At 62.5% G+C, this 21,380-nt stretch carries 18 protein-coding genes; 6 read left to right on the top strand and 12 right to left on the bottom strand.

Annotated elements, in window-relative coordinates:
- Nucleotides 1–60 precede the first annotated feature (60 nt).
- The 3 genes from NCR98_RS06200 (at nucleotide 61) to NCR98_RS06190 (ending at nucleotide 2,561) form a co-directional block, all read left to right on the top strand.
- Nucleotides 61–1,797 (top strand): ClcB-like voltage-gated chloride channel protein, encoded by a 1,737-nt coding sequence (locus NCR98_RS06200; RefSeq protein ID WP_250525760.1) that lies wholly within the window; start codon nucleotides 61–63, stop codon nucleotides 1,795–1,797.
- 227 nt (nucleotides 1,798–2,024) lie between these two features.
- Nucleotides 2,025–2,288 (top strand): hypothetical protein, encoded by a 264-nt coding sequence (locus tag NCR98_RS06195; protein WP_244827803.1) that lies wholly within the window; start codon nucleotides 2,025–2,027, stop codon nucleotides 2,286–2,288.
- Between the two features lie 30 nt (nucleotides 2,289–2,318).
- Nucleotides 2,319–2,561, top strand: coding sequence for a DUF2795 domain-containing protein (locus NCR98_RS06190; protein ID WP_250525759.1), 243 nt, complete (start codon nucleotides 2,319–2,321; stop codon nucleotides 2,559–2,561).
- A 334-nt stretch (nucleotides 2,562–2,895) separates the two neighbouring features.
- Here the strand turns inward: NCR98_RS06190 and NCR98_RS06185 are convergent, their stop codons facing one another.
- Complete coding sequence (locus NCR98_RS06185; protein ID WP_250464543.1) at nucleotides 2,896–5,268, bottom strand: AsmA family protein; 2,373 nt, start codon at nucleotides 5,266–5,268, stop codon at nucleotides 2,896–2,898.
- A gap of 150 nt (nucleotides 5,269–5,418) precedes the next feature.
- On the opposite strand from NCR98_RS06185, the gene NCR98_RS06180 reads away from it, so the two are divergent.
- Complete coding sequence (locus NCR98_RS06180; protein ID WP_250525758.1) at nucleotides 5,419–6,126, top strand: ABC transporter ATP-binding protein; 708 nt, start codon at nucleotides 5,419–5,421, stop codon at nucleotides 6,124–6,126.
- Entirely contained in the window at nucleotides 6,123–6,938 is an 816-nt protein-coding gene (locus NCR98_RS06175; protein WP_244827799.1) for an ABC transporter permease, read from the top strand. Before NCR98_RS06180 ends, NCR98_RS06175 begins: the two co-directional genes overlap by 4 nt.
- Before the next feature lie 17 nt (nucleotides 6,939–6,955).
- Here the strand turns inward: NCR98_RS06175 and NCR98_RS06170 are convergent, their stop codons facing one another.
- The 11 genes from NCR98_RS06170 to NCR98_RS06120 form a co-directional block, all read right to left on the bottom strand.
- On the bottom strand, nucleotides 6,956–7,429 hold the full coding sequence (locus NCR98_RS06170) for a VOC family protein (RefSeq protein WP_250525757.1): 474 nt from the start codon (nucleotides 7,427–7,429) through the stop codon (nucleotides 6,956–6,958).
- A gap of 22 nt (nucleotides 7,430–7,451) precedes the next feature.
- Entirely contained in the window at nucleotides 7,452–7,919 is a 468-nt protein-coding gene (locus NCR98_RS06165; protein ID WP_244827797.1) for a VOC family protein, read from the bottom strand.
- A 119-nt stretch (nucleotides 7,920–8,038) separates the two neighbouring features.
- Nucleotides 8,039–9,976, bottom strand: a complete 1,938-nt coding sequence (locus NCR98_RS06160) for a hybrid sensor histidine kinase/response regulator (protein ID WP_244827796.1) — start codon at nucleotides 9,974–9,976, stop codon at nucleotides 8,039–8,041.
- A gap of 86 nt (nucleotides 9,977–10,062) precedes the next feature.
- Nucleotides 10,063–10,527: a response regulator gene (locus NCR98_RS06155; protein WP_244827795.1), complete on the bottom strand. Its 465-nt coding sequence runs from the start codon at nucleotides 10,525–10,527 to the stop codon at nucleotides 10,063–10,065.
- Nucleotides 10,528–10,549: 22 nt separating this feature from the next.
- Nucleotides 10,550–12,916: an ATP-binding protein gene (locus NCR98_RS06150; RefSeq protein WP_250525756.1), complete on the bottom strand. Its 2,367-nt coding sequence runs from the start codon at nucleotides 12,914–12,916 to the stop codon at nucleotides 10,550–10,552.
- Nucleotides 12,913–13,542 (bottom strand): biliverdin-producing heme oxygenase, encoded by a 630-nt coding sequence (locus tag NCR98_RS06145; protein ID WP_250525755.1) that lies wholly within the window; start codon nucleotides 13,540–13,542, stop codon nucleotides 12,913–12,915. Before NCR98_RS06145 ends, NCR98_RS06150 begins: the two co-directional genes overlap by 4 nt.
- Nucleotides 13,543–13,747: 205 nt before the next feature.
- The gene (locus NCR98_RS06140; protein ID WP_370652107.1) at nucleotides 13,748–14,056 is read right to left on the bottom strand and encodes a hypothetical protein; all 309 of its coding nucleotides are present in this window, start codon (nucleotides 14,054–14,056) and stop codon (nucleotides 13,748–13,750) included.
- 20 nt (nucleotides 14,057–14,076) lie between these two features.
- Entirely contained in the window at nucleotides 14,077–16,836 is a 2,760-nt protein-coding gene (ligD, locus tag NCR98_RS06135; RefSeq protein ID WP_250525754.1) for a DNA ligase D, read from the bottom strand.
- Between the two features lie 167 nt (nucleotides 16,837–17,003).
- A complete protein-coding gene (gene ku, locus NCR98_RS06130) occupies nucleotides 17,004–17,912 on the bottom strand; it encodes a non-homologous end joining protein Ku (protein ID WP_250525753.1) in 909 nt (302 codons plus the stop codon).
- Nucleotides 17,913–18,518: 606 nt separating this feature from the next.
- On the bottom strand, nucleotides 18,519–19,073 hold the full coding sequence (locus tag NCR98_RS06125) for a DUF6013 family protein (protein ID WP_250525752.1): 555 nt from the start codon (nucleotides 19,071–19,073) through the stop codon (nucleotides 18,519–18,521).
- A 156-nt stretch (nucleotides 19,074–19,229) separates the two neighbouring features.
- Nucleotides 19,230–20,246, bottom strand: a complete 1,017-nt coding sequence (locus NCR98_RS06120) for a zinc-binding alcohol dehydrogenase family protein (RefSeq protein WP_250525751.1) — start codon at nucleotides 20,244–20,246, stop codon at nucleotides 19,230–19,232.
- Nucleotides 20,247–20,351: 105 nt separating this feature from the next.
- On the opposite strand from NCR98_RS06120, the gene NCR98_RS06115 reads away from it, so the two are divergent.
- Nucleotides 20,352–21,317: a LysR family transcriptional regulator gene (locus NCR98_RS06115; protein WP_250508938.1), complete on the top strand. Its 966-nt coding sequence runs from the start codon at nucleotides 20,352–20,354 to the stop codon at nucleotides 21,315–21,317.
- The last annotated feature ends 63 nt before the right edge of the window (nucleotides 21,318–21,380 follow it).

The following is a 21,380-nucleotide window of genomic DNA, read 5'->3' as shown; positions in this document are numbered from 1 at the left end:
CGCAATGCTATCCTTGCGTCGGCCTTATTCCATTTGCTTCTAAGCTTTCCACGATAATCCGTGCTTTCGTTCCTGCTTCGGCTGCGCACGCGCGCTCAACAACTCTTCCGTTTGTCGGATGCGCACACCATGCTCATCTGGGCAGTCGTCGTCGGCGTTGCGGGCGCGTTCGCGACATCGGCGTTTCGTGAAGGCATCGATTCGCTGCAACGGGCGTTCGGCGGCGAACCCGGCAACTTCGTCAAGATGGCCGAAAGCCTGCCGTGGCCGCTGCGTATCGTGTTGCCAGCGGCGGGCGGGCTCATCGCGGGCTTCTGTTTGATCGTTGCACGGGTTCGTCAAGACAAGCACGCGAACACGGATTACATGGAAGCGGTGACCATCGGCGATGGCGTCGTGCCCGTGTGGCAAAGCATCTGGCGCAGCCTGTCGTCGCTTTTCACGATCACGAGCGGCGGCTCCATCGGCCGCGAAGGGTCGATGGTGCAGCTCGCCGCGCTCGCTTCATCGCTTATCGGACGCTGGGTCCACTTCGATCCGCCGCGCCTGCGACTGCTCGTGGCGTGCGGCGCGGCGGCAGGGATCACCTCCGCATACAACGCGCCGATCGCGGGCGCGTTCTTCGTCACCGAAATCGTGCTGGGCTCCATGGTCATGGAGAGCTTCGGGCCGATCGTCGTGTCGTCGGTCGTCGCCAACATCACGATGCGCGAGTTCGCCGGGTATCGGCCGCCTTACCAAATGCCGGTGTTTCCGCCCATCGCGGGCCTCGAAGTGCTGCTCTTCGTCGTGCTCGGTTTGCTGTGCGGCGCGCTCGCGCCACACTTCCTGCGGCTGCTCGCAGAGTCGCGCAAGCGCTTTGCGAAGTTGCCGTTGCCCTTGCCGATTCGTCTCGCGCTCGGCGGACTGATCGTCGGCGTCATTTCGATCTGGTGGCCCGAAGTCTGGGGCAACGGTTATGAAGTGGTGAACTCGCTTCTGCATCAGCCGTGGACGTGGTCCGCGCTCTTGCTGGTGCTCGTCTTCAAGCTCCTCGCCACCGCCGCGACGGCGGGCTCGGGCGCGGTAGGCGGTATCTTCACGCCCACGCTTTTCGTCGGCGCCGTGCTCGGCTGTCTCTTCGGTCTCGGCGTTCACGCCATCTGGCCGCATTCGACTTCACAGCCATTCGCCTACGCCATGGTCGGCATGGGCGCGTTTCTCGCCGCGGCCACGCACGCGCCGCTCATGGCGATCCTCATGATCTTCGAGATGACGCTGTCGTACTCGGTGGTGTTGCCGCTCATGCTTTCGTGCGTGGTGGCATATTTCATTGCCCGAACCTCCGAGCAGACGTCGATGTACGAAGTCACCCTGCGTCGCACGCGCGAAGAGAAGGAGCGTCTGCGCCTCGCGGCCACGCAGATGCGCGAACTCGTCAAGCCGCCCGATACCGTCGTCCCGCTCGATGCGAACGTGAACGACATGACGCGCGTGTTCCTCGAATATTCCGTGAAGTATCTGTATGTCGTGGATGACGCGGGGCGCTTTCGCGGTGTGGTCGCACTCAAGGACATCACGTCCGATCTTCTCGACAAGCAAGACACATCCGCGCGTACCGCCGCCGATTACCTCCAGCCGCAATTCGACGTGCTCACACCCGACATGTCGCTCGGCGAAGCACTGCAGCACTTCCTCGCGTTTCAGGGCGAGCGGCTTCCTGTCATCGAAAAAAAGAGCGAACCGCTGCTGCTCGGTGTCGTGTACAAAACCTCTCTTCTCGACGCATACTTCCGTCTGAATCCGACGCAGCGCTGAAAGTGCGCGGCTGTGCAATTTCGCGGCGCATGCCCATCCGCAACGCTGGGTGGAAGCGGATTATTCATAAGTTAGAAATCACGCGAAGTGTTTGCGCGCGAGCACCGCTCGTTGCGCCCGTGCGAGGTCTGCTTCATTGGCATCTACGCATGAACGGTGCGCGAGGGACGTATCGGCATAGGCTTTGCTTGATGCTTCTCGCTGCCTACGTGAGGAGGGGTTGCCCGATGAAGACCTCAACGTTGTTGACGATGGCATTGGTTTCGGCGTCGTGTTACGCCGCGCCTCTGCACACGAGTTCGACTGACGATTCGGCCGTAGTGGCCGCAACGCGCGCTGCCTTGCGTGTGAACGCCGGGCCGGTCGCGCCGCCCGCGCCCGAAATCGCGGCAGACAGTCTCGACCACGCGCACTGGCGTCATGTGCCGCTGCCGAAATCGCGTACGCCGAGTCACGGCATGGCAAGCCAGACCATTCAGGTACAGACCTGAAGCGCTCACTTCTTCATCTATAGGAATTCCATGTCGGATACACCCGGAACTCAGAGCCTGAACGACGAACCCATCGACGATGAAATCGCCGAAGTCCTGCGTTATGCCACGTTCCCAGCCAACAAGGACGCACTAGTGAATGCCGCGCGCGAAGCCGGTGTCAGCAACGATGTGATTGCTGTCTTCGATGGTCTGCCCGAGCAAGACTATAAGAATGCGAATTCCGTCGAGCAGTTGCTCGGAAGCAATGGCGGTCCGGGAATCTCGGTCTAGGAAGGGCGTCTCGAAGAGCCGAAGTTGTCCCCAGCAATTGGGGACCACCCTGTTGAAAACCCGCTGTGAACTCGTCTAAGCATTTGAAGCGCAACGAAAAACACCCTGCGCTTCAAGTCGCGCCAACCTGCCCGCGCCCTCTGCATAACTTATCCCCCGCAAACGGGGAAATGCCTGTGGAAAAGCGCTTGGCGACTCAGCTATTTTCTTGATTCTGTTCGCAAAACGCCGTGCGTCGCGGATCAGGTCATGCTCTACGTTGCAAACGAATAGCTCGATCCTTTGCCCGACTTGTCCACAGATTCTGTGGACAAGCCTGTGCAGTACGTTGCTCTTAGCTTCCGCGATACTGCGCCGCACTGGCCGGCGCGGCCGGCACGGCCTTCTTCGCCGGCGGCTTGGAAGCCGAGCCCGCGGCCGCACCCGACGACATATAAGCCGGCGCCGCCTTGGTCGTCTGCTTCTGTCCGGCAGGCGGCGCTGTTGGCGCATTGCGCATGTCGGCCAGCATCTGCGCGCACGGCAACGGCTTGTTGTTGCTCGGCTGGATCAGCGGGATCAACGCGGCAAACGGGTTGATGAGTCCAAGACCGACCATCGCACCGCCGCGCACCGCCAACGCGCCGACATTCACGCCAACCTTCGGGTCCTTGAACGTGCCCTTCACATACAGCGGCGAACGCAACGAAAAGATGCGGAAGCCCTTCGTATGCGGATGAATCCCCAGATCCATCTGTTCGCTCTTCAGATTGATGTTGCCATCGACGTTGATGACCGCGTCGTCGGTATCGAGTGCGAAGACGCGCGAGTCGAGCACGCCATCCGTGACGACGAAATCGGTCGCGGCGCAGTTGATGTTCACATCGCGCTTGCCGAAGAGCTTCTCGTAGACGACGTTCGCCACGTTCAGGCCCGCCGCTTCCATGTACAGCCGGCTCACGGTGCCCTGCGTCACGAGCGCCTTGATCTCGCCGTTAGACGTTGCGGCAAGCGCGGCGGGCGAATTGCCGGTGGCGGACAAAGCCGCGTCGCCGTTCACTTCACCGAGCGCGGATTGCATGGTCTTCACGGTTGGGAACAGCTGCTTGAGCTTCAGATGCCGCGCCTCCGCCGACACGCGTCCCTTAAGAGGCGCCGCACTGCCATCCAGATGAATGTTCGACGAGAACGCGCCGCCCGCCACGCCGAACTTGAGCGGTTCGAATGACAGCACGCCATCCTTCATCACGACGTGCGTATAGAGATCCGTGATCGGCAGGTCGGGGTCCTTGATGATGCGCTGACCGGTGAACTTCACGTCGGCATCGATGGCCTTCCAGCGATCAGTTTTGAACTCCTCGGTCGGCAACGCCTTCGCCGACGGCTGCTTTTCCGTCTCGCCGCGCTTGGCTTTGCTCGCGTTCGAATCCGCACCGATGATCGGCGCGAGGTCCGCGAAACGCAGCAGATGCGACACGAGTTCGCCCTGAAGCAGCGGTCGCGGCTTCCTGCCCGCGTAGACGAGCGAGCCGTTGATGTCGCTGCCACCCACGCGGCCCGTGAAGTTCTCGTAGTGGAACACGTTGCCGTCTTCCTTGAACTGACCGGTGAGGCGCCCTTCCGTGGCAAAAGGCGGCGTTTCCGGCAATGTCACGCCCGTGAACGGATACAGATGCGCCATGCTGACCGCCTGAATCCACAGCCGCAGATCGAGCGCCGCGAGATGCGCGGGATCGGTCACGGTGCCGACGAACGCGATATGCGTGTCCCCCAGGCGCACATCGGCCTGAACGGGGAACGGGCGCGCCGCGTCCTGCACCGCGAGCACGCCGCCGAGTTTGCCGTCGCCGGAAACCTTGCCGCCGTTGTAGGTGCCCTTGACCGTCCAGCCGAAGGCATACGGCGGAATCGGCGGCTTCACGCCTTCTTTCGTCGTGATGCTCTGATTGGCCGACGTACTCGCCGGATTCGGCGCCGACGCATTCGCCGCCGCAGCCGCGGATGCAGCCGAAGCGGCGGACGCCTCCGAGGCCGCCGCTGCATCCGTCTGCTTTTCCAGTTTGGCCGCGCCGCTTTTGCCGACCATCTCCGCCGACGATTTGCTCGACGCCTCCTGTTGCTGCTTCATCACTTCGCCGATCGGCACGGCCTGGCCGAGCGTATCGATATCGACCTGCATCTCGGCCTTGGTCACTTCGTCGTGCACGCCGACCGTGCCTTTTGCAAGCGAGATATCGCCGAGCTTGAGATTCCACGTCGAAGGTTCGGTGGACTGCTTGAACTTGAACGTCCAGTTGTTGCGGTTGTCCTTGAGCCGCTCGACATCGATGGAAGGATTCACCAGATTGATCGCGGGAATGACGATGTCGTGCGCGAGCAGCGGCAGCACGGCCACCTGAAAGTCGATTTCGTCGAGCGTGGCGAAATACTGGTTGCGCGCCCAGTCCGGATTCGCGATGGTGATCTTTTCAGCCGAGAAGCGCGGCCACGGCACCCAGCGTTTCCAGCCCGTTTCGTTAGGCGGACGGCGCCAGCCCACCTTCAGGTCGCCGGTAATATGAAACTGCCGCCCAATAGCTTGCGAGACTTTGTCATCGACCCACGGCCTCAGGCGATTCCAGTCGAACGTCAGGAAAATAACCACGATCACCGCTATCAGTACCGCCAGAACGGCAAAAAACCATGCGACGATCTTTCCGATTTTTCTGCTCGTGCGGGCCTGCGCCATGACCTCTCCATCCATTTTTTCTGATTGTGTGTGGCGCAGCACAGAGTGTGCCCGCGTGACGGTCGACGTGTGTCATGCGCGTCGCATGTCATGGGCAACGCCCGGCCTTTTCCGTAAGATGACGGCTCGATAAACGCCCCACGAGGCCCGATGCCTTCTTCTTCACTCGTCGCAACCGTTGGCGTCGCACGGCGCGATACCGCGCGCGGCACCGTCCTTTTGCATCCCACGGATTTCGTGCTGAGCGAAGGCGAGCGCGCCGCGATCACGGGACCGTCGGGATCGGGCAAGAGCGTCTTCTTGCGTACCCTCGCGCTGCTCGATGCCTGCGACGAGGGTTACGTGACGTGGCGCGGCGAGCGTATCGCGCGCGCGGGCATTCCGGCTTATCGACGACGCGTGGCCTACATCGCTCAACGGCCCGCGATGCTGGACGGAAGTGTCGAGGACAACCTGCATTATCCGTACACACTCAAGGCTTATCGCGATGCCCGTTTCGATCGCGCGATGGCCACGCAACTCGCGGAAGCGGCGGGACGCGGCGCGGACTTTCTCGACAAGGCCGCAAGCGAGTTGTCCGGCGGTGAGGCGCAGATCGCCGCGCTCGTGCGTGTACTGCAACTCGCGCCCGACGTGCTGCTGCTCGACGAGCCCACGGCATCGCTCGATCCGGCTTCGGCGCGCTCGATCGAAGCGCTGGTCAGCGCGTGGTTCGAATCGGCGGACAAAGCGGATGACAAACCGGGCAACAAGCGCGGGAGCATCTGGGTATCGCACGACCCCGAACAGGCTGCGCGCGTGGCCACGCGTCATTTGTCGATGAACGCGGGCGTCCTCACCGAAGCGAGCGCGCCATGAACGGTTATCAAAACCTCAGTCTCCTCGATATCGCGCTTGCGGCGGCGCTGATCGTGGTGAACGGCGCGTTGTCGATCGCGCTCAATCTCGGGCTCGAACGCAAGCTCGCGATCGCGGCCATACGCACCGTCGTTCAATTGCTGCTGATAGGCTATGTGCTCGGCTGGGTGTTTGCCTTCAGCCGGTGGTATGTCGTGCTGCCGCTCATGGCGTTGATGACCATCATCGCGGGACTGTCCGCTTCGAATCGCGGACGGCGCACCTACGCCGGACAACGCGCCGACAGCATCGTGTCGATCTGGGCGAGTTCGTGGCTGATCGGCGCATTCGGGCTGTTCGTCGTGATCCGCATTCATCCGTGGTACGAGCCGCAATACGCCATACCCATTCTCGGCATGATTCTCGGCAATACGCTCACAGGCGTGTCGCTCGGCATCGAACGCATGACGGAGGAACTGACCGCCGGACGCGCGGCCGTGGAGATGTCGCTCGCATTAGGCGCGACGCGCTGGGAAGCCGCGCAAGGGCCCGCGCGGCAGGCCGTGCGCGCGGGCATGATTCCGACGCTCAACCAGATGACCGTCGTGGGCCTCGTCAGTCTGCCGGGGATGATGACCGGTCAGGTGCTGGCGGGACAATCGCCATTGCAGGCGGTGCGCTATCAGATCGTCATCATGTTTCTGATCGCGGCGGCTTCGGCGCTCGGCGTGGTCGGCGCAGTCGTGCTGACGTATCGGCGGCTGTTCTCGCCGGATCACCGCTTCATGGCCGCGAAGCTCGTGGAGAGGAAGGCGAAGAAGCGCTCTGCCTGAAGCGCTTCCTTTTCGCGTCACGCTCCGCGGTATGCCCGCTCCAGTTCGTCGAGGTCGAGCTTCACCATCGTTCTCATCGAGGTCATCGTGCGATTGGCCTTGTCCGGGTCGGGGTCCTGCAGCATCTTGAGCAGCTTTCTCGGCGCGATCTGCCACGTCACGCCGAAACGGTCCGTGAGCCAGCCGCAGGCCATCGCCTGGCCGCCTTCGAGAAGCTTGTCCCAGTAGCGGTCGATCTCGGCTTGACTGTCGCATTTGACGAACAACGACATGGCGGGCGTGAACTTGAATTCTGGGCCGCCGTTGAGCGCCATGATGTCTTCGCCTTCCAACTGGAACAGAACGGCGAGAACGCTGCCCGGCGTGCCCGGACTGGCCTCGTTATGCAGCATGGTTTCAACCATGCGTGCGTCCTTGAACACGCTCAGATAGAAATCGACGGCCTCCTGCGCGTTGCCGTCGAACCATAGGCATGGCGATATCTTGTTCATGAGTCTCTCCTTGAAAGGCGCGTTATTCGCGCGGCGCGGTCATCGCCTTTTGCATGTCCTCGGGGCTCACGTCGCGTACGTGCGATGCCAACGACCACTGATGCCCGAACGGGTCGACAAGCCGGCCGTAACGGTCGCCCCAGAACATCTCGGCAACCGGCATGGTGACTTCGGCGCCGGCATCGATGGCCTGCGTGAATGTGGCATCGACATCTTCGACATAAAGGTGGATGGTCACCGGCGACCCTTTGATCGCCTTCGGGCCGAGCATGCCGAAGGTCGGGTTCTCGTCGACGAGCATCAGCACCGAATCGCCGATCTTGACCATGGCATGCATGAGCTTGCCGTCCGGTCCGGGCAGACGGCCCAGTTCGACGGCGTTGAAGGCGCGCACGTAGAAGTCGATCGCCTCCGCCGCGCCCGCGCACGTGAGGTGCGGGGTCAGCGAACGCATGCCGGGCGGAATGGGGTTGACGGCGGGTGTGGACATGGCTGGCTCCGTAGAAGTGACGAGACGCGCCGGGAATCGGCGCCGCTCTCCTACCCTACAACGTGCAAGCCAGGCGTCAATCGACATCGATCCGGACTTCGGCCGGATTTTTTTGCAGCTCAGGCGTCCGGCGTTTCGGCCAGCGTCTGAATGAGCCCTTCGAGCCGCGAAAAGTTGACGGGCTTCGTCAGATGATCCCGAAAACCTGCTTCCCGGCAACGTCGAATGTCTTCGTCCATGCCGTAGCCCGTGATGGCCACGGCGGGCTTGTCGGGCTGTAGCTCGCGCCACGCGCGCGCGATGTCGAGACCCGTGCCATCCGGCAAGCCGATGTCGCTCACGAGAAGATCGAACGACGCCTCTTTCGCGCGTTCGAGCGCAACTGCCACCGTGCTGGCGACAGTAACGACGTGACCGAGCATCTCCAGCACTTCCGCCATCGCCGATGAAGTCTGCTCGTTGTCCTCGACGAGCAATACGCGCAGCGAACGGCCGTGTTCGTGCCGCTTTGCCTCGACGAGCGGCTCGGCCTCGTGCTGCGGCTCCATTTTCGCGAGCGGCAACGTGAGCGTGAAACGCGCGCCCGCATCGCGGCCTTCGCTGTAGGCCGAGAGCGTGCCGCCATGCTTCTGCGCGAGCGTGCTGGCGATAGCCAGGCCCAAGCCCAGCCCGCCGAAGGAACGCGTGATGGAATCGTCGGCCTGTTCGAACGCGGAAAAAATGCGCGGCAATGCTTCGGCGCTGATGCCGATGCCGCTATCCGTCACCGATACCGCGATGGTCGCGCGATCCGGATTCCACGTCCGTACTTCGAGCCGCCCGCCCGCCGGGGTGAACTTCACCGCGTTCTTCATCAGGTTCCAGACGATCTGCTGAAGGCGCGCGGCATCGCCGAAAACGACGAACTGGTGCGCGTCGAAGCGCGTGTCGAGCGTGAGATTCTTCGCGCGCATGTCGGCTTCCGACATGTCGAGTGCGCTCGTGAGCAAGGTATCGAGCGCGACGCTCGCGAAATTCAGACTCAGCTTGCCGCGCGCGATGCTCGTCAGATCGAGCAGATCGTCGATCAGACGCGCCTCCAGTTCCACATTGCGGCGAATCAGTTCGAGCGTGGGATGCGCCTCGTGCGACAGCGAATGCTTCATTTCGAGCAGACGCACGGCAGCGAGAATCGGCGTGAGCGGCGTGCGCAATTCATGCGACAGCACCGCCAGGAAATGGTCCTTCGCGCGATTCGCGGATTCCGCCTGATCCTTGGCGAGCCGCAAGGCATCGGCGGCCATGTGAGCGTCGGTGGCGTCGCGCACGATCTTCGAGAAGCCGATCAGTTCGTCGTTTTCCGTGCGGATGGCCGTGGTCACGCCCGAGGCGAAGAACGAGTGGCCGTCCTTGCGCCACAGCCAGCGGTCGTCGCTGGCGCTGCCCTCGCGCCGCGCGATGTCGAGTTCGTCCTCGAATACGCCGGTTTCGCGGTCTTCCTGGTTATAGAAGATGCTCGCGCTCTGGCCGAGCACGTCTTGCGCCGGAAAGCCGAGAATGCGCTCCGACGCCGCGTTCCACGTGCGAATGCGCCCTTCCGGGTCGAGCGTGATGACGGCGTAGTCCTTCAGCGCGTCGATCAGCATGCGAAAGTGCGTCTCCGTCTCGCGCAGCGCGCGCTCCACCGCAATGCGTTGCGCACGCTCGTCGCTCTCGCGCATGGCGCGGCGCACCACCGCGGGCAGCCGTTGCAGACGCTGCTTCAGCACATAGTCGGTCGCGCCGCGCTTGAGCATGTCGACGGCGTGTTCTTCGCCAAGCAGCCCGGACACGAAGATGAACGGGGTATCCGGCGCGCGCTCGCTTGCGATGCTCAGCGCCTCGATGCCGGAGAACGTGGGCATGACGAAGTCCGCGAGGATCACGTCGAAGCGCTTGGCGGCGAGCTCCGCGATGAAGTTCGCCGAGTCGTAGACGATGGACGCATCCACCGCGTAATCGGCGCGCTCGAGCTGAGCGATGGTCAGCTCCGCATCGAGTGCGTTGTCTTCCACGAGAAGCAGATGCAGGGGCTGCATGGTCTAGGCGGCCTCGCGAGAAAACGCGCGGCGGCGCACGATGCGGTCGATATTGGCAGTCACGAAGTTCACGAGGTTCACGTCGGTCATTGCGCGGACGGCGGTCGGCGAAAGCGCGTGGAACCCGGCGGCGGCTCGTTGAGCACGGCCCAGAACACGCCGAGATCGCTGATCGCCTCGACGAATTCCGCGAACTCCACGGGCTTGACTACATAAGCATTGACGCCGAGTTCATAGCTGCGCACGAGGTCCTGCTCTTCGCGCGAGGACGTGAGCATGACGACCGGCACGCTTTTCAGAACCGGGGTCGAGCGGATCGTGTCGAGCACTTCGAGCCCGTCGATCTTCGGCAGTTTCAAGTCGAGCAAAATGACGGCGGGATTGCCCGGCGTGCGCTCCTTCCAGTCGCCTTCGCAAGTGAGATAGTCGATAGCTTCCTGACCGTCGCGCGCGATGATCACTTCGTTCGCAAGCTGGCTTTTGTCCAGCGCCACGAGCGTGAGTTCGAGGTCGTTCGGATTGTCTTCGACAAGCAAAATCGGTTTAAGCATGGTCTGGTATTGACGCTGATATTCAGGTTCCCGACGGCGCGCCGGAACCCAGGCGGACGCCTTCGCGGCCCGTGACATGTCGAAACACGACCGGCAGGGAGAAATAGAATACCGCGCCTTCTCCGAGCCGCCCTTCCGCCCATGTGCGTCCCTCGTGCCGTTCGATGATCCGCCGCACGTTGGCGAGGCCGATACCGGTGCCCTCGAACTCCTCCGCGCGGTGCAGCCGCTGGAACACGCCGAACAGCTTGGCTCCATATTTCATGTCGAAGCCGACGCCATTGTCCCGTACGCCGACGATGTACTCGTCGCCGCTTTTCTGGGCGAATATCTCGATTTTCGCCGATTCTCGCGTTCTCGTATATTTCACCGCGTTCGAAATGAGGTTGCGCAGCGCCAGTTGCAGGAAGGCGGCGTCGCCCGTGATGCGCGGCAGATCGCCGATAACCCACTCGATCCGGCGCTCGGAGGCATCCATTTCGAACTCCCGCACGATCACGCCGACGAGCTGGTTCAGGTCGACCGGAGCGGGTCTGAGCGCCGCGCGGCCCATCTGCGAGAAGGTCAGAAGATCGTCGACGAGCGTGCCCGCGAAGCGCGCCGAATCCAGCATGTTGTTCAAAAACCGCCGGCTCTTTTCCGACATGCGCTCGCCTTCCAGTTCGCGCAGCAGGTCGCCGTAACCCGCGATATGGCGCAGCGGCGCGCGCAAGTCGTGCGATACCGAATACGAAAACGCTTCGAGTTCCTTGTTCGCGCGTGCGAGTTCGGTCGCGAGTTCCGCGCGTTCCTCGGCACGGCGCAGCACGATATTCAGAAGCGCGCCGCGCAATTCGTTGGCGATTTCGATCTCGCCCTGACGCCACATGGCGGAATGCCCGCGCACCGTTTCGAGCCAGGGACTGAAGCTCGTGCGCGGGGCGCTGGCGCCTTCCGCGTCGCGAATCTTGACCGGCTCGCCCGCCCACTTGATGGTCTGCATCACCTCGGGGCGAAACCACAGCAAATAATTGCGAAAAATCTGCGATACCGGCACGGCGAGCACGCCGCACGCCTTGTCCTCGTGCGCCTTAGCGGGCGGCCATTCGCGCGCGAGCGAGTCGCTTGCCCACACGCCCGTGGTGTTTTCCGCGAGCCAGTGCGTGAGCGCGCGCACCGTGTCTTCATCGGGCGTCGCGCCCATGAGCGTGACGTTTTCATCGAAGACGATAGCCGCGCCCGCCGAACGCGCGAAGCCCAGCACGTCGTTCGGCGCCGCCTGCAAGCCGGCCACGAAATTGGTGTGCTCGCCCATCGCGCTGACGAGACGGCCCATCGTGCGACGCAGCCCGGCGAGATATTCGCCCTCGGCGCGCTCTTCCTTTGCCTCGATCTGCAGCGACAGCATGTGCCCCAGATGTTCGACCGCCAGCCGTGTATTGAACGACACGATGCGCGGATCGTGATCGTGACAGGAAATGAGGCCCCACAAGCGCCCGCGCACGACGATCGACACCGACATCGACGCATGCGTGTTCATGTTGCGCATGTATTCCAGATGCACGGGCGAGAAGCTGCGCAGCGTGGCGTAAGTGAGGTCAGTCGGGCGGCCGGTCAGCGGATTGAGCGCCGGCACGAGGCGCGCGGGGCGATAGTTCACATCGGCGACGAGGCGAATCCGGTGCCGCATATACAGGGCGCGCGCCTGACGCGGAATGTCGGAAGCCGGAAAGAACTGATGCAGAAAGGACGCGTAGCTTTCGTCGCGATTTTCCGCGAGAACATGACTGCGGCCTTCCTCGTCGAAGCTGTAAAGCATGACGCGACCGAAGCCGGTGATCGCGCGGACTTCTTGCACGGCGAGTTCCGCGAGTTCCTGCACGGTGCCGGCATCCTGCAAACCGCGCGCGAACGTGCGCACGAGCGGATACATGGACGCGAAAGCGGCGTCGCCGATTGCGGCCGTTTCCATCTCGACGATGAGCGCGCCTTCATGGCGATGCACCGTCACATCCAGGCGCACGGAGGCATGGTCCGCTTTGGCGGCATCCACCGGGCCGACGTAAAGCGGCGCGTCGTCGATCTCCGCCGTCGCGGCGGCTTTCGCGATGCGCTTGGCGCCCACATCGCCCAGCACTGTTTCGAGCGATTCGCCAGGCAGCGTCTCGATGTCGCGGCCCGTGAGCGCAGCCAGATTCTCGCTTGCCTGCAGAATGCGCAGAGCGTCGTCCAGCACGAGCAGATAGCCATGCGGCTGGATGCCACCGGGTGCATGGATGGGCTCGGCGTCGCAGTCCTTGCTCGCAACGCCGGAGTCGAGCGTCAGGCGGCGCGCGACGGCATCCGGCGGACCTTGCGAGTCGCCGTGAAAGGACGCAGAACCGGCTGGTCCGCTTGCCGCCTCGCTCATGTGGCCACTCCGCTCACGGCCTGCAGGTCTTGGACCTCCGCGGATTCCGGGCACAGCCACGCCTGCATGCTCTCGAAGGTCGCGATGGCGGCATGCACGGCTTCGTCGTATTGCGCCTCGGGCACCGTCGCCGCGGCGGTCGTGCGGAAGGCGTTCCACATGCTGCCGGTGTGCGAACCGTAACCTTCGAAATAGGCGTTGCCGAAACCGGGTTCGAGATCGAGCAGCTTGGCAACATGCGGCGCGATGAAACGCCCGCCCAGGGTCGAACCTTCCATCACGTACATGGAGCCGATCGCGCTCGCGACGCTCTTGATTTGCGGCAGATCGTAAAGCGCGTGAGCGCGCGGGACCGAACCCACGGGCACGCGCTCGCCCGTGAGCACGGCGAGATCGGCGGCGATGAGCGGCGCCTTGCGGCGCTCATCGAAAAATACTTGCAGCGACTCGGGCATCTGCGCTCCCGCGACGTCTTCCCACGGCGCGATATAGCCGTAGAAGCGTTCGAGCAGCGCAATGTATTCAGCGCGTTGCAGGCTGTCCTGCATGAGGTCGAGCGCGTTCTCGAGCCGCGTATGGCATACGGCGGTTTCCTTCTTGAGCCGGGACAATAGATCTTGGGGCATGTTCCGTCGGGTTGGCTGAGGACGCTATGGATGTTCAAGCAAGCAAACGAGGCTTGCATCGGAAGCGCTTACCGGATGAAACGCGCGGCACTGAATGATCCGGTAGAAAACGCATGATCGACGTGTTCTGCTTTCGAAACAAAAATCATTTTACGCAACCGTCTCACGCAATGTCAGTGCAAGACTCGTGGTTTCACCATCTGGTTCAATTCGCGCCTCGGCCGCCGCTGCCGCCGCCGCTATTCTCGTTCGCGTGATCGTCGCGCTGCGTGGCTTCCTGATACGCGCCGCCGCCGCGCCGGTCGGTATCGACGAGACCGCGCTTTACATCGTCATGCGCCTGCTTGCCGACTTCGCGCGGCTCGTGCTCATCCTGCGAGTCGACACTTTGATCCGCCTCGTGCGGCAGCGCCGCGTTCGATGAATCGTCGTCCACTTGCGTCTGTTCGTCCTTGCTCGACATTTCGCGGCCGCGTTCGGGCGCGCTTTCGGGTGCTGTCTTGACTGGCTTCATGGTCCCTCTCCTTGATGCGTTCACTTGGTCTTGCTTTTAGCGTCGATGCCAAGCTGTTTTTTCATTGCCGCTGTAAGACGCTGGCGGCCCTTCGCGTAGTCGGCCCACGGGTCGGCGCGCAATGAATTCATGCGCTCGGCCACGTTGCCGATGTTCCATTGATCGCCGCTCGTGACCTCGTCGATTTCGTCCCAGGCAATAGGCATCGAAGCGCCCAGTCCCGGCCGCGAGCGCAACGAGAACGCCGCCACCGTGCTCGATCCGCGGTTGTTGCGCAGATAGTCGATGAATATCTTGTCCTTGCGATTCTGCATGCCCATCTTCGCGGAAAAGAACTTGGGCAAGGTACTCGCCATATGCTGCGCGACGGCTTGCGAGAAGCCCTTCATTTCGTCCCATCCCGACTGTTTGGCGAGCGGCACGACCACATGAAAGCCCTTGCCGCCGCTCGTCTTGCAAAACGAAGTCAGTCCGAGTTCGGCCAGCAGTTCCTTCGTGAGCTTCGCGGCTTCGACCATGCGCTTCCAGCCGACGCCTTCGCCGGGGTCGAGGTCGAACACCATGCGATCCGGTTTCTCGATGTTCGACGCCAGCGCGTTCCACGTATGCAGTTCGATCGTCCCCATCTGCGCCGTGCCGACGAGCGCTTGCGCCGATTCGATGGTGAGCAGCGGCGGATGTCCCGGATCGATATCCGCATGCTGCGTGATGTGCGGAATCGCGAGCCTTGCGCTGTGCTTTTGAAAGAACAATTCGCCGCCGATATCTTCCGGGGCGCGCACGAGGGACACGGGCCGGTCGTGCAGATGCGGCAGCATCCATTGAGCGACGGACGCGTAATACTCGACGACATCGATTTTCCGAAGCCCCGTGGACTTGTCGATGACGCGATCCGGATGGCTGATCTTGACGCCTTCGACCTCGGCGGCCGATTTGCTTTTGGCCGCGGTTTTCGTGGGCGCTTTCTTCGCGGCGGTTTTCCTGGCAGCCGTCTTCTTCGGCGCGCCCTCGTCTTCCACCTTTTGCGCCGATACCGCTTCTTCCTTGACGATCTGCCTGGCCGGCTTGTCGTCGCGCAGACTGACGAACGATGCTTGTCGCACAATGCGCTCCTTGGTCCATTCCGCGAAATTGCATTCCGCCACGAGTTCGGGCTTGACCCAATGCACCGGCGTGCGGCTGCGCTCCTGCGGCTCGCTCGCAAACGGCATGCTTTTGGTTTCGCGCTTGTCTAGTTCCTTCTTTACGGCGGTGAGCGTGGCGTGATCGAAGCCGCTGCCGACGCGACCCGCGTATTGCAGCTTGCCCTTGGCGTCGTACACGCCGAGCAGCAACGCGCCGAACTCGCCGCGCGTGCCCGCCGGTTCCGAATAGCCGCCGATCACGAACTCCTGCCGGCGCCGGCACTTGAGCTTGATCCACGACGCGCTGCGCCCGGAGACATAAGTCGAGTCGATCCGCTTGCCGATGATCCCTTCCAGCGCCATGTCGCAGGCGCTTTTAAGGAGATCGTCGGCGTGAAAAGCGAAGTCTTCCGAGTAGCGCAGCACGGGATCGGCGAGCGGTTCGACGATCGCCTTCAGAATGGCGCGGCGCTGCACGACAGGCACCTCGCGCAAGTCGTACCCGTTCAGATAAGGCAGATCGAAGAAGTACACGACGATATCTTGCGGACGTCCCACATCGAACGCGTTTTGCAGCCCCTGAAAGTCCGGCAGGCCGCGATCGTCGAGCACGACGGCTTCGCCATCGAGCCAGCCGTCTTCTATGTCGAGTGCTTCGAGCGCCTTCACCTGCTTGCTGAACTTCGCCGTCCAGTCGTTGCCGTTGCGCGTGAAAATGCGGATATCGCGTTTGCCCTTGATCGTCTCGATCCGCACGAGCACGCGATAGCCATCGAATTTGATCTCATAGGCCCAGTCTTCGCCGGGCGGCGCGGTATCGACGAGTGTGGCCAGTTGCGGCTTGAAGGTCGCGGGCAGCTTGGCCTTGACCGCGCCTTCTATCGCCGGGTCATGCGAGAGCGTGCGCAACGACTCCGCGTTTCGGTTCGCGACGATATCCGGATGCTCGCGCCCATTCGCTGTCTTGCTGACGGTTTTTCTGGTGGCCGCTTTCTTGGCGGCAGGCTTGGTCTTGCGCTCGATGCGCTCGACGACCGCGCCATTCTTCCCCCGCGCGCCGAGCGATTCCGACAAGACGCTGCCGGGCCGCTTCAGAAGGATGTCGTATTCGCTTTCGGGACGCGCTTCGTCGTCGCGTTCCTTGATGAGTAGCCACTGTTCCTTGTCGCCGCTACCGCGCATGTGGCTGCGCACGAGCGTGAAGCCGCCTTGCAGCTTTTCGCCATCGAGCACGAACTTGAGCTTGCCTTTTTCATATTCGGCCAGGGCTTCGTCGAAGCTGCCGGCTTGCGGCGCCCAGCGACCGCGATCCCAGACGATCACGCTGCCCGCGCCGTAATTTCCTTCGGGGATATCGCCTTCGAACGAACCGTAATCGATCGGATGATCTTCGACATGAACCGCAAGGCGCTTGACCGTGGGATCGAGACTCGGGCCTTTCGGCACGGCCCACGACTTGAGCGTGCCGTCGAGCTCCAGGCGAAAGTCGTAGTGCAGGCGGCGCGCATCGTGTTCCTGGATCACGAATGAGAGCGTCTCGACCGCGGCGGCTTTTTTGGCTGCGCGTTTCTTCGCGGCAGCCTTCTGCGTCCCGGACGGCTCCGGCGTCTCGTTGAAACGCCGCATGCGCTGATAGGTTTCGAGTTTGCCGGCCATCGTGTTCGTGGCTCCGTTTATGGGAGGCTTGGTAGTCGTGGTGCTGTGTGTGATTGCGTCAAACGTCGCCGATGTTGCGGGGTTAGTCGCCACGCTCTGTCTGCTTCATCAGACCGCGTAACGGGCCGCCGCGCAGCGTCATCGGCGCGGCCGGCACGCTCCACGCTTCAGGCACGTTTGCGCCGCGTAGCCTTGCGCGCGGGCTTCGCGGCGGATTCCTCACCCGAATCGTCGTCTTTCGATGCAGCCGCGCCGCGCTTGGCCGGCGCCGCGCCGCCCTTCTTCAGGCTGCGCTTGAGCAGTTCGGAAAGGTCGAGAATATCGGCGGATGCCTTGCCTTCGCCGCCGCTACCCTCGTCGATCTTCATGACTTCCGCGACCTTGCCTTCCTTCACCTTGCGGTCGACGAGCGCCATGATGTCGTCCTTGAAGGTGTCGTGATACTTTGTCGGGTCCCACGAGTCGCTCATGTCGTCGATCAGGCGCTTGGCCATGTCGAGTTCTTTCGGCGATACGCCCGCTTTCTTCGTGTCTTCATCGGGGAACTTGAAGTCGGTGAAATCGCGTACTTCGTCGCCCCAGCGCAAGGTGTTGAGCGCAAGCGCGGGACCGACGGGAATCAATGCGGCCAGATGCTGCTTGTTGTGCAGCACGACGCTTGCGATGCCGACCTTGCCTGTGTCTTTCAAGGCGTCGCGCAGGAGCGCATAGACCTTTTCGCCTTTGCGATCGGGCGCGAGATAGTACGGCGTGTCGAGCGAGAGGAACGAGATTTCGGGGGCATCGACGAAAGCGAGGATATCGACCGTTTGAGTCGACTCGGGATTGGCCGCGCGGATTTCGGCATCGGTCATCACGACGTATTTGCCCTTCTCGTACTCGAAGCCGCGCACGATGTTGTCGCGTGTCACGTCCTTGCCGGTGTTCTTGTTGATCTGCTTGTAGCCGATGGGGTCCATCGAGCGTTTGTCGAGCAGATTGAAGCCGACCTTGTCCGACTGCGTGGCGGGATACAGTTGCACGGGCACGTGGACCAGCCCGAAGCTGATCGCACCCTTCCAGATCATGTGCGGCATCGCGAAACCTCGCTGGCGGAACGGTCGATGGGACGCGCTTCACGCGCGGTTGAAAGCTGCGTTTGAAGCGGGCATCGGGGTGTACCGCAGGAAGCGTGCCAAATCAGGTAGGTTGGCGGCGGGCTTTGATTGCGTTGTTGGATCTGATCCGCGGATGGCGCTGCTGCTGTAAGCTTTACGGAGATGTATCGGTGACAGCGGTGTACGTCGAAGTAGTTAGATGGCGAGGAAATGGACGGTTAGTTGCTTCGCTTGAGTGCGCTTGAGTGCGCTTGAGTGCGCTTGAGTGCGCTTGAGTGCGCTTGAGTGCGCTTGAGTGCGCTTGAGTGCGCTTGAGTGCGCTTGAGTGCGCTTGAATGCGCTTGAGTGCGCTTGAATGCGCTTGAATGCGCTTGAGTGCGCTTGAGTCCGCTTGAGTGCGCTTGTGCATTGCGGTCGCGACGTCGCCTCTGGCAAAAGACTCGTTGACCTCGCCTGAGACGCACGCGGACCGATTGCACTGAGATCATCGTCGGGGCCGATGCCTAAGCCACCGCCCCGCCGTCTGCATGCCGATCAAAGCAGCAAGTCACGATCAGCGCGAAACAAGCCCGCGCCATCAGTGCCCTACCTCCGACTCGCCGTGATCGTCAGTTGCGTTCCATCATCGAGTGTAACGGTCTTCTTGGAGCCGGTCGAAGTCGACATGGAAAAGCGCACGACCTGGCTGAAGCGATTATCGACGGGACACTGCAAGCTCTTGCCGCCGACCGTGACCTTATTCACACCCTTCGGCGCATAAGCTCGAAAGCTGATCTGCACATTGGCCGCGCCGTTATCCGCGATGACCGGCGCAAAGCGAATTTGCACCTGGCGCACGGCCGCGCCGTCCGCGCTATGCGGCACCGATGCCGCCTGCGGACAGCCATCCGGCACTGGCTGCGCGCCAGCGGGCGCCGCGCCCTGCCAGGTAAAGTCGTCGCTCTGCCCCGAGCGGATGGTGCGCGTTTCCTGTTCGTTGCCGAAGCTCTTCGACACCATCTTCACGCTGTATTTGATCGGCCCGTCATTGGGCGCTTCGGAGAGAACCTTGATGCCTGGCGTCGCATGCGCGCTCGCCATCACGCCCAACGCGAGCGCGAACGCTGAAACGATGCGACTGAAATTCGGGCGACGATTCATGCCGGCACCTCCGTTTAAACGCTTGGGGAATTCCGGCGCGCCGCGAACGACGCGCCGGATGACTGAAGGCGAATTCAGTCTAGCGCCGAGCATGCCCGGGTCTCCTAATGGAAAACCCGTGTGCACTTGAACGATGGCCCGCTTCGTTGAAGTTCGTCAAAAACCGGTCAGCACGAGCTTGCCGATCGCGCGCCCTTCTTCCAGCAGGCGATGCGCCTCACGCAGATTCGTCGCATTGATCTTGCCGAGGTCGCGGCCAAGCGTCGTGCGGATCGCGCCTGCGTCGATCAGCCGCGCCACTTCCGTGAGCAGCTTGTGTTGTTCGATCATGTCGGGCGTATGGAACATCGCGCGCGTGAACATGAACTCCCAGTGAAACGCCGCGCTTTTCGCCTTCAGCAATTCGACCGCGATCGGCTTCGCATTCTCGACAATCGTACAGATGCCGCCTTGCGGCTTGATCACTTCCGCCGCTGCCGGAAAATGCTTGTCGGTGTCGTTGAAGATCAGCACGAAATCGACTTGCGGGAAGCCCGCGTCCTTCAGCTGCTTAGGGATGTCCTCGAAGTGATTGACGATGTGATCCGCGCCCAGCTCCTTCGCCCATTGCGCGGATTCCGGCCGCGATGCGGTGGCGATCACGTTCAGCTTCGCAACCTGCTTGGCCAACTGAATGCCGATGGACCCCACTCCGCCCGCCCCGCCAATGATCAGCACCGTCTTGCCCGCGTCCTTGCCTTCGGCGGACACGTTCAGGCGGTCGAAGAGCGCTTCCCATGCGGTGATGGTCGTGAGCGGCAACGCCGCCGCGCACGTGAAATCAAGCGACTTCGGCTTCGCGCCGACGATGCGTTCGTCGATCAGATGAAATTCGCTGTTCGCGCCTTGCCGCGTGATGTCGCCTGCGTAATAGACGGCATCGCCCGGCTTGAAGAGTGTGACCTCGGGGCCGACCGCTTCGACGACGCCCGCCGCGTCCCAACCGAGCACGCGCGGCGTGGCCTCGGTCTTGTCCTTTGGCGCGCGCACTTTCGTGTCGACGGGGTTGACGGCGATCGCCTCAATTTTCACGAGCAGGTCGCGCCCGTAAGGTGCAGGTTTGTCGAGCTCGATATCGACGAGCGATTCGGGATTCGAAATCGGCAGATAGCGAGTCAGTCCAATGGCTTTCATGTTCGAGCTCCGTGTTTGATTGCATGAGGTGTAGTCATCTTAGCCGCCGCCGGCGTTCCGTAAAACCGTCATAATCGTTGAAACATTTTTTGGGAAATCCATCGAATGAGTAGCGAACCGCTTGCCAGCCATGCCGATTCCGACGCGCGCGAACGTCTCGATCTGCTCGACGTCGGCTTGTTCGTGCGCGCGGCGGCGCTTGCCAGTTTGTCGGCGGCGGCGCGTGAATTCGGCCTCTCGCCGGCGGTGGCGAGCGCGCGCATCGCGGGGCTGGAGCGCATGCTCGGCGCGCGGCTTTTGCATCGGACGACGCGGCGCGTGAGCGTCACGCAGGAGGGGGAGATTTTCGCGGCCCACGCGCGTGAACTGCTCGATGCCGCCGAGGCCGCGCGTGCATCGGTGGGCCGCGCACGCGAACGGCCTCACGGACGGCTGCGGGTGACCATGCCGTCGTCGCTTGGGCGTCAGCATGTTTCGCCGCTGATTCCGGCGTTTTTGCGGCTGTATCCGGGCGTGAGCATCGAGTTGCGCATGACGGATCAGATCATCGATCTCGTCGATGAGGGCATCGATCTCGCCATTCGTATCGGCGCGCTGAAGGACTCGACGCTCGTCGCGCGCAAGCTGGCGAGCAACCGGCGCGTGCTGTGCGCGTCGCCTGCGTATATCGAGGCGCATGGCCGGCCGCGGCACCCGGCCGAGCTTGCGGAGCACGAGTGCGTGATCCTATCCGACCAGCGCGACTGGAGCTTTCATACGCCGACGGGCGTGATCGATGTACGCGTGTCGGGGCGCATCGTGACCGATAACGGCGAAGTGATCCGGGACGCGATCGCGGCGGGCGTCGGTATCGCGTTGAAGTCGACGTGGAGCGTGGCGCCGCTGCTCGCGAGCGGCGAACTCGTGACGCTGCTCGATGATTATCCGTGCGCGCAGACGGTCGCGATTTGGGCGGTGTATCCGAGTCGCGCGTTCGTGCCGCCGAAGACGCTGGCTTTCATCGATTTTCTGGCCGAGCGCTTCGGCGAACCGCCGTATTGGGACGTCGATCCGGCAAGCGTGCAGCGGTAGGCTTGGGCTTGGGCTTGGGCTTGGGCTTTGGCTTTGGCTTTGGCTTTGGCTTTGGCTTTGGCT

The sequence above is a fragment of the Caballeronia sp. GAWG2-1 genome, assembly GCF_023631405.1.
In the GTDB taxonomy this organism is placed as follows: Bacteria; Pseudomonadota; Gammaproteobacteria; order Burkholderiales; family Burkholderiaceae; genus Caballeronia.
This window is presented reverse-complemented; position numbering and strand designations above follow the sequence as displayed.

What these genes read in the sequence shown, in the direction of transcription:
- NCR98_RS06190 (WP_250525759.1), top strand. Translation starts at nt 2,319, where the DNA reads ATGTCGGATACACCCGGAACTCAGAGCCTGAACGACGAACCCATCGAC.
- NCR98_RS06170 (WP_250525757.1), bottom strand. Translation starts at nt 7,429, where the DNA reads ATGAACAAGATATCGCCATGCCTATGGTTCGACGGCAACGCGCAGGAG.
- ku (WP_250525753.1), bottom strand. Translation starts at nt 17,912, where the DNA reads ATGCCGCACATGATCTGGAAGGGTGCGATCAGCTTCGGGCTGGTCCAC.
- NCR98_RS06120 (WP_250525751.1), bottom strand. Translation starts at nt 20,246, where the DNA reads ATGAAAGCCATTGGACTGACTCGCTATCTGCCGATTTCGAATCCCGAA.
- ligD (WP_250525754.1), bottom strand. Translation starts at nt 16,836, where the DNA reads ATGGCCGGCAAACTCGAAACCTATCAGCGCATGCGGCGTTTCAACGAG.
- NCR98_RS06180 (WP_250525758.1), top strand. Translation starts at nt 5,419, where the DNA reads ATGCCTTCTTCTTCACTCGTCGCAACCGTTGGCGTCGCACGGCGCGAT.
- NCR98_RS06150 (WP_250525756.1), bottom strand. Translation starts at nt 12,916, where the DNA reads ATGAGCGAGGCGGCAAGCGGACCAGCCGGTTCTGCGTCCTTTCACGGC.
- NCR98_RS06115 (WP_250508938.1), top strand. Translation starts at nt 20,352, where the DNA reads ATGAGTAGCGAACCGCTTGCCAGCCATGCCGATTCCGACGCGCGCGAA.
- NCR98_RS06195 (WP_244827803.1), top strand. Translation starts at nt 2,025, where the DNA reads ATGAAGACCTCAACGTTGTTGACGATGGCATTGGTTTCGGCGTCGTGT.
- NCR98_RS06175 (WP_244827799.1), top strand. Translation starts at nt 6,123, where the DNA reads ATGAACGGTTATCAAAACCTCAGTCTCCTCGATATCGCGCTTGCGGCG.
- NCR98_RS06125 (WP_250525752.1), bottom strand. Translation starts at nt 19,073, where the DNA reads ATGAATCGTCGCCCGAATTTCAGTCGCATCGTTTCAGCGTTCGCGCTC.
- NCR98_RS06165 (WP_244827797.1), bottom strand. Translation starts at nt 7,919, where the DNA reads ATGTCCACACCCGCCGTCAACCCCATTCCGCCCGGCATGCGTTCGCTG.
- NCR98_RS06185 (WP_250464543.1), bottom strand. Translation starts at nt 5,268, where the DNA reads ATGGCGCAGGCCCGCACGAGCAGAAAAATCGGAAAGATCGTCGCATGG.
- NCR98_RS06160 (WP_244827796.1), bottom strand. Translation starts at nt 9,976, where the DNA reads ATGCAGCCCCTGCATCTGCTTCTCGTGGAAGACAACGCACTCGATGCG.
- NCR98_RS06145 (WP_250525755.1), bottom strand. Translation starts at nt 13,542, where the DNA reads ATGCCCCAAGATCTATTGTCCCGGCTCAAGAAGGAAACCGCCGTATGC.
- NCR98_RS06155 (WP_244827795.1), bottom strand. Translation starts at nt 10,527, where the DNA reads ATGCTTAAACCGATTTTGCTTGTCGAAGACAATCCGAACGACCTCGAA.
- NCR98_RS06140 (WP_370652107.1), bottom strand. Translation starts at nt 14,056, where the DNA reads ATGAAGCCAGTCAAGACAGCACCCGAAAGCGCGCCCGAACGCGGCCGC.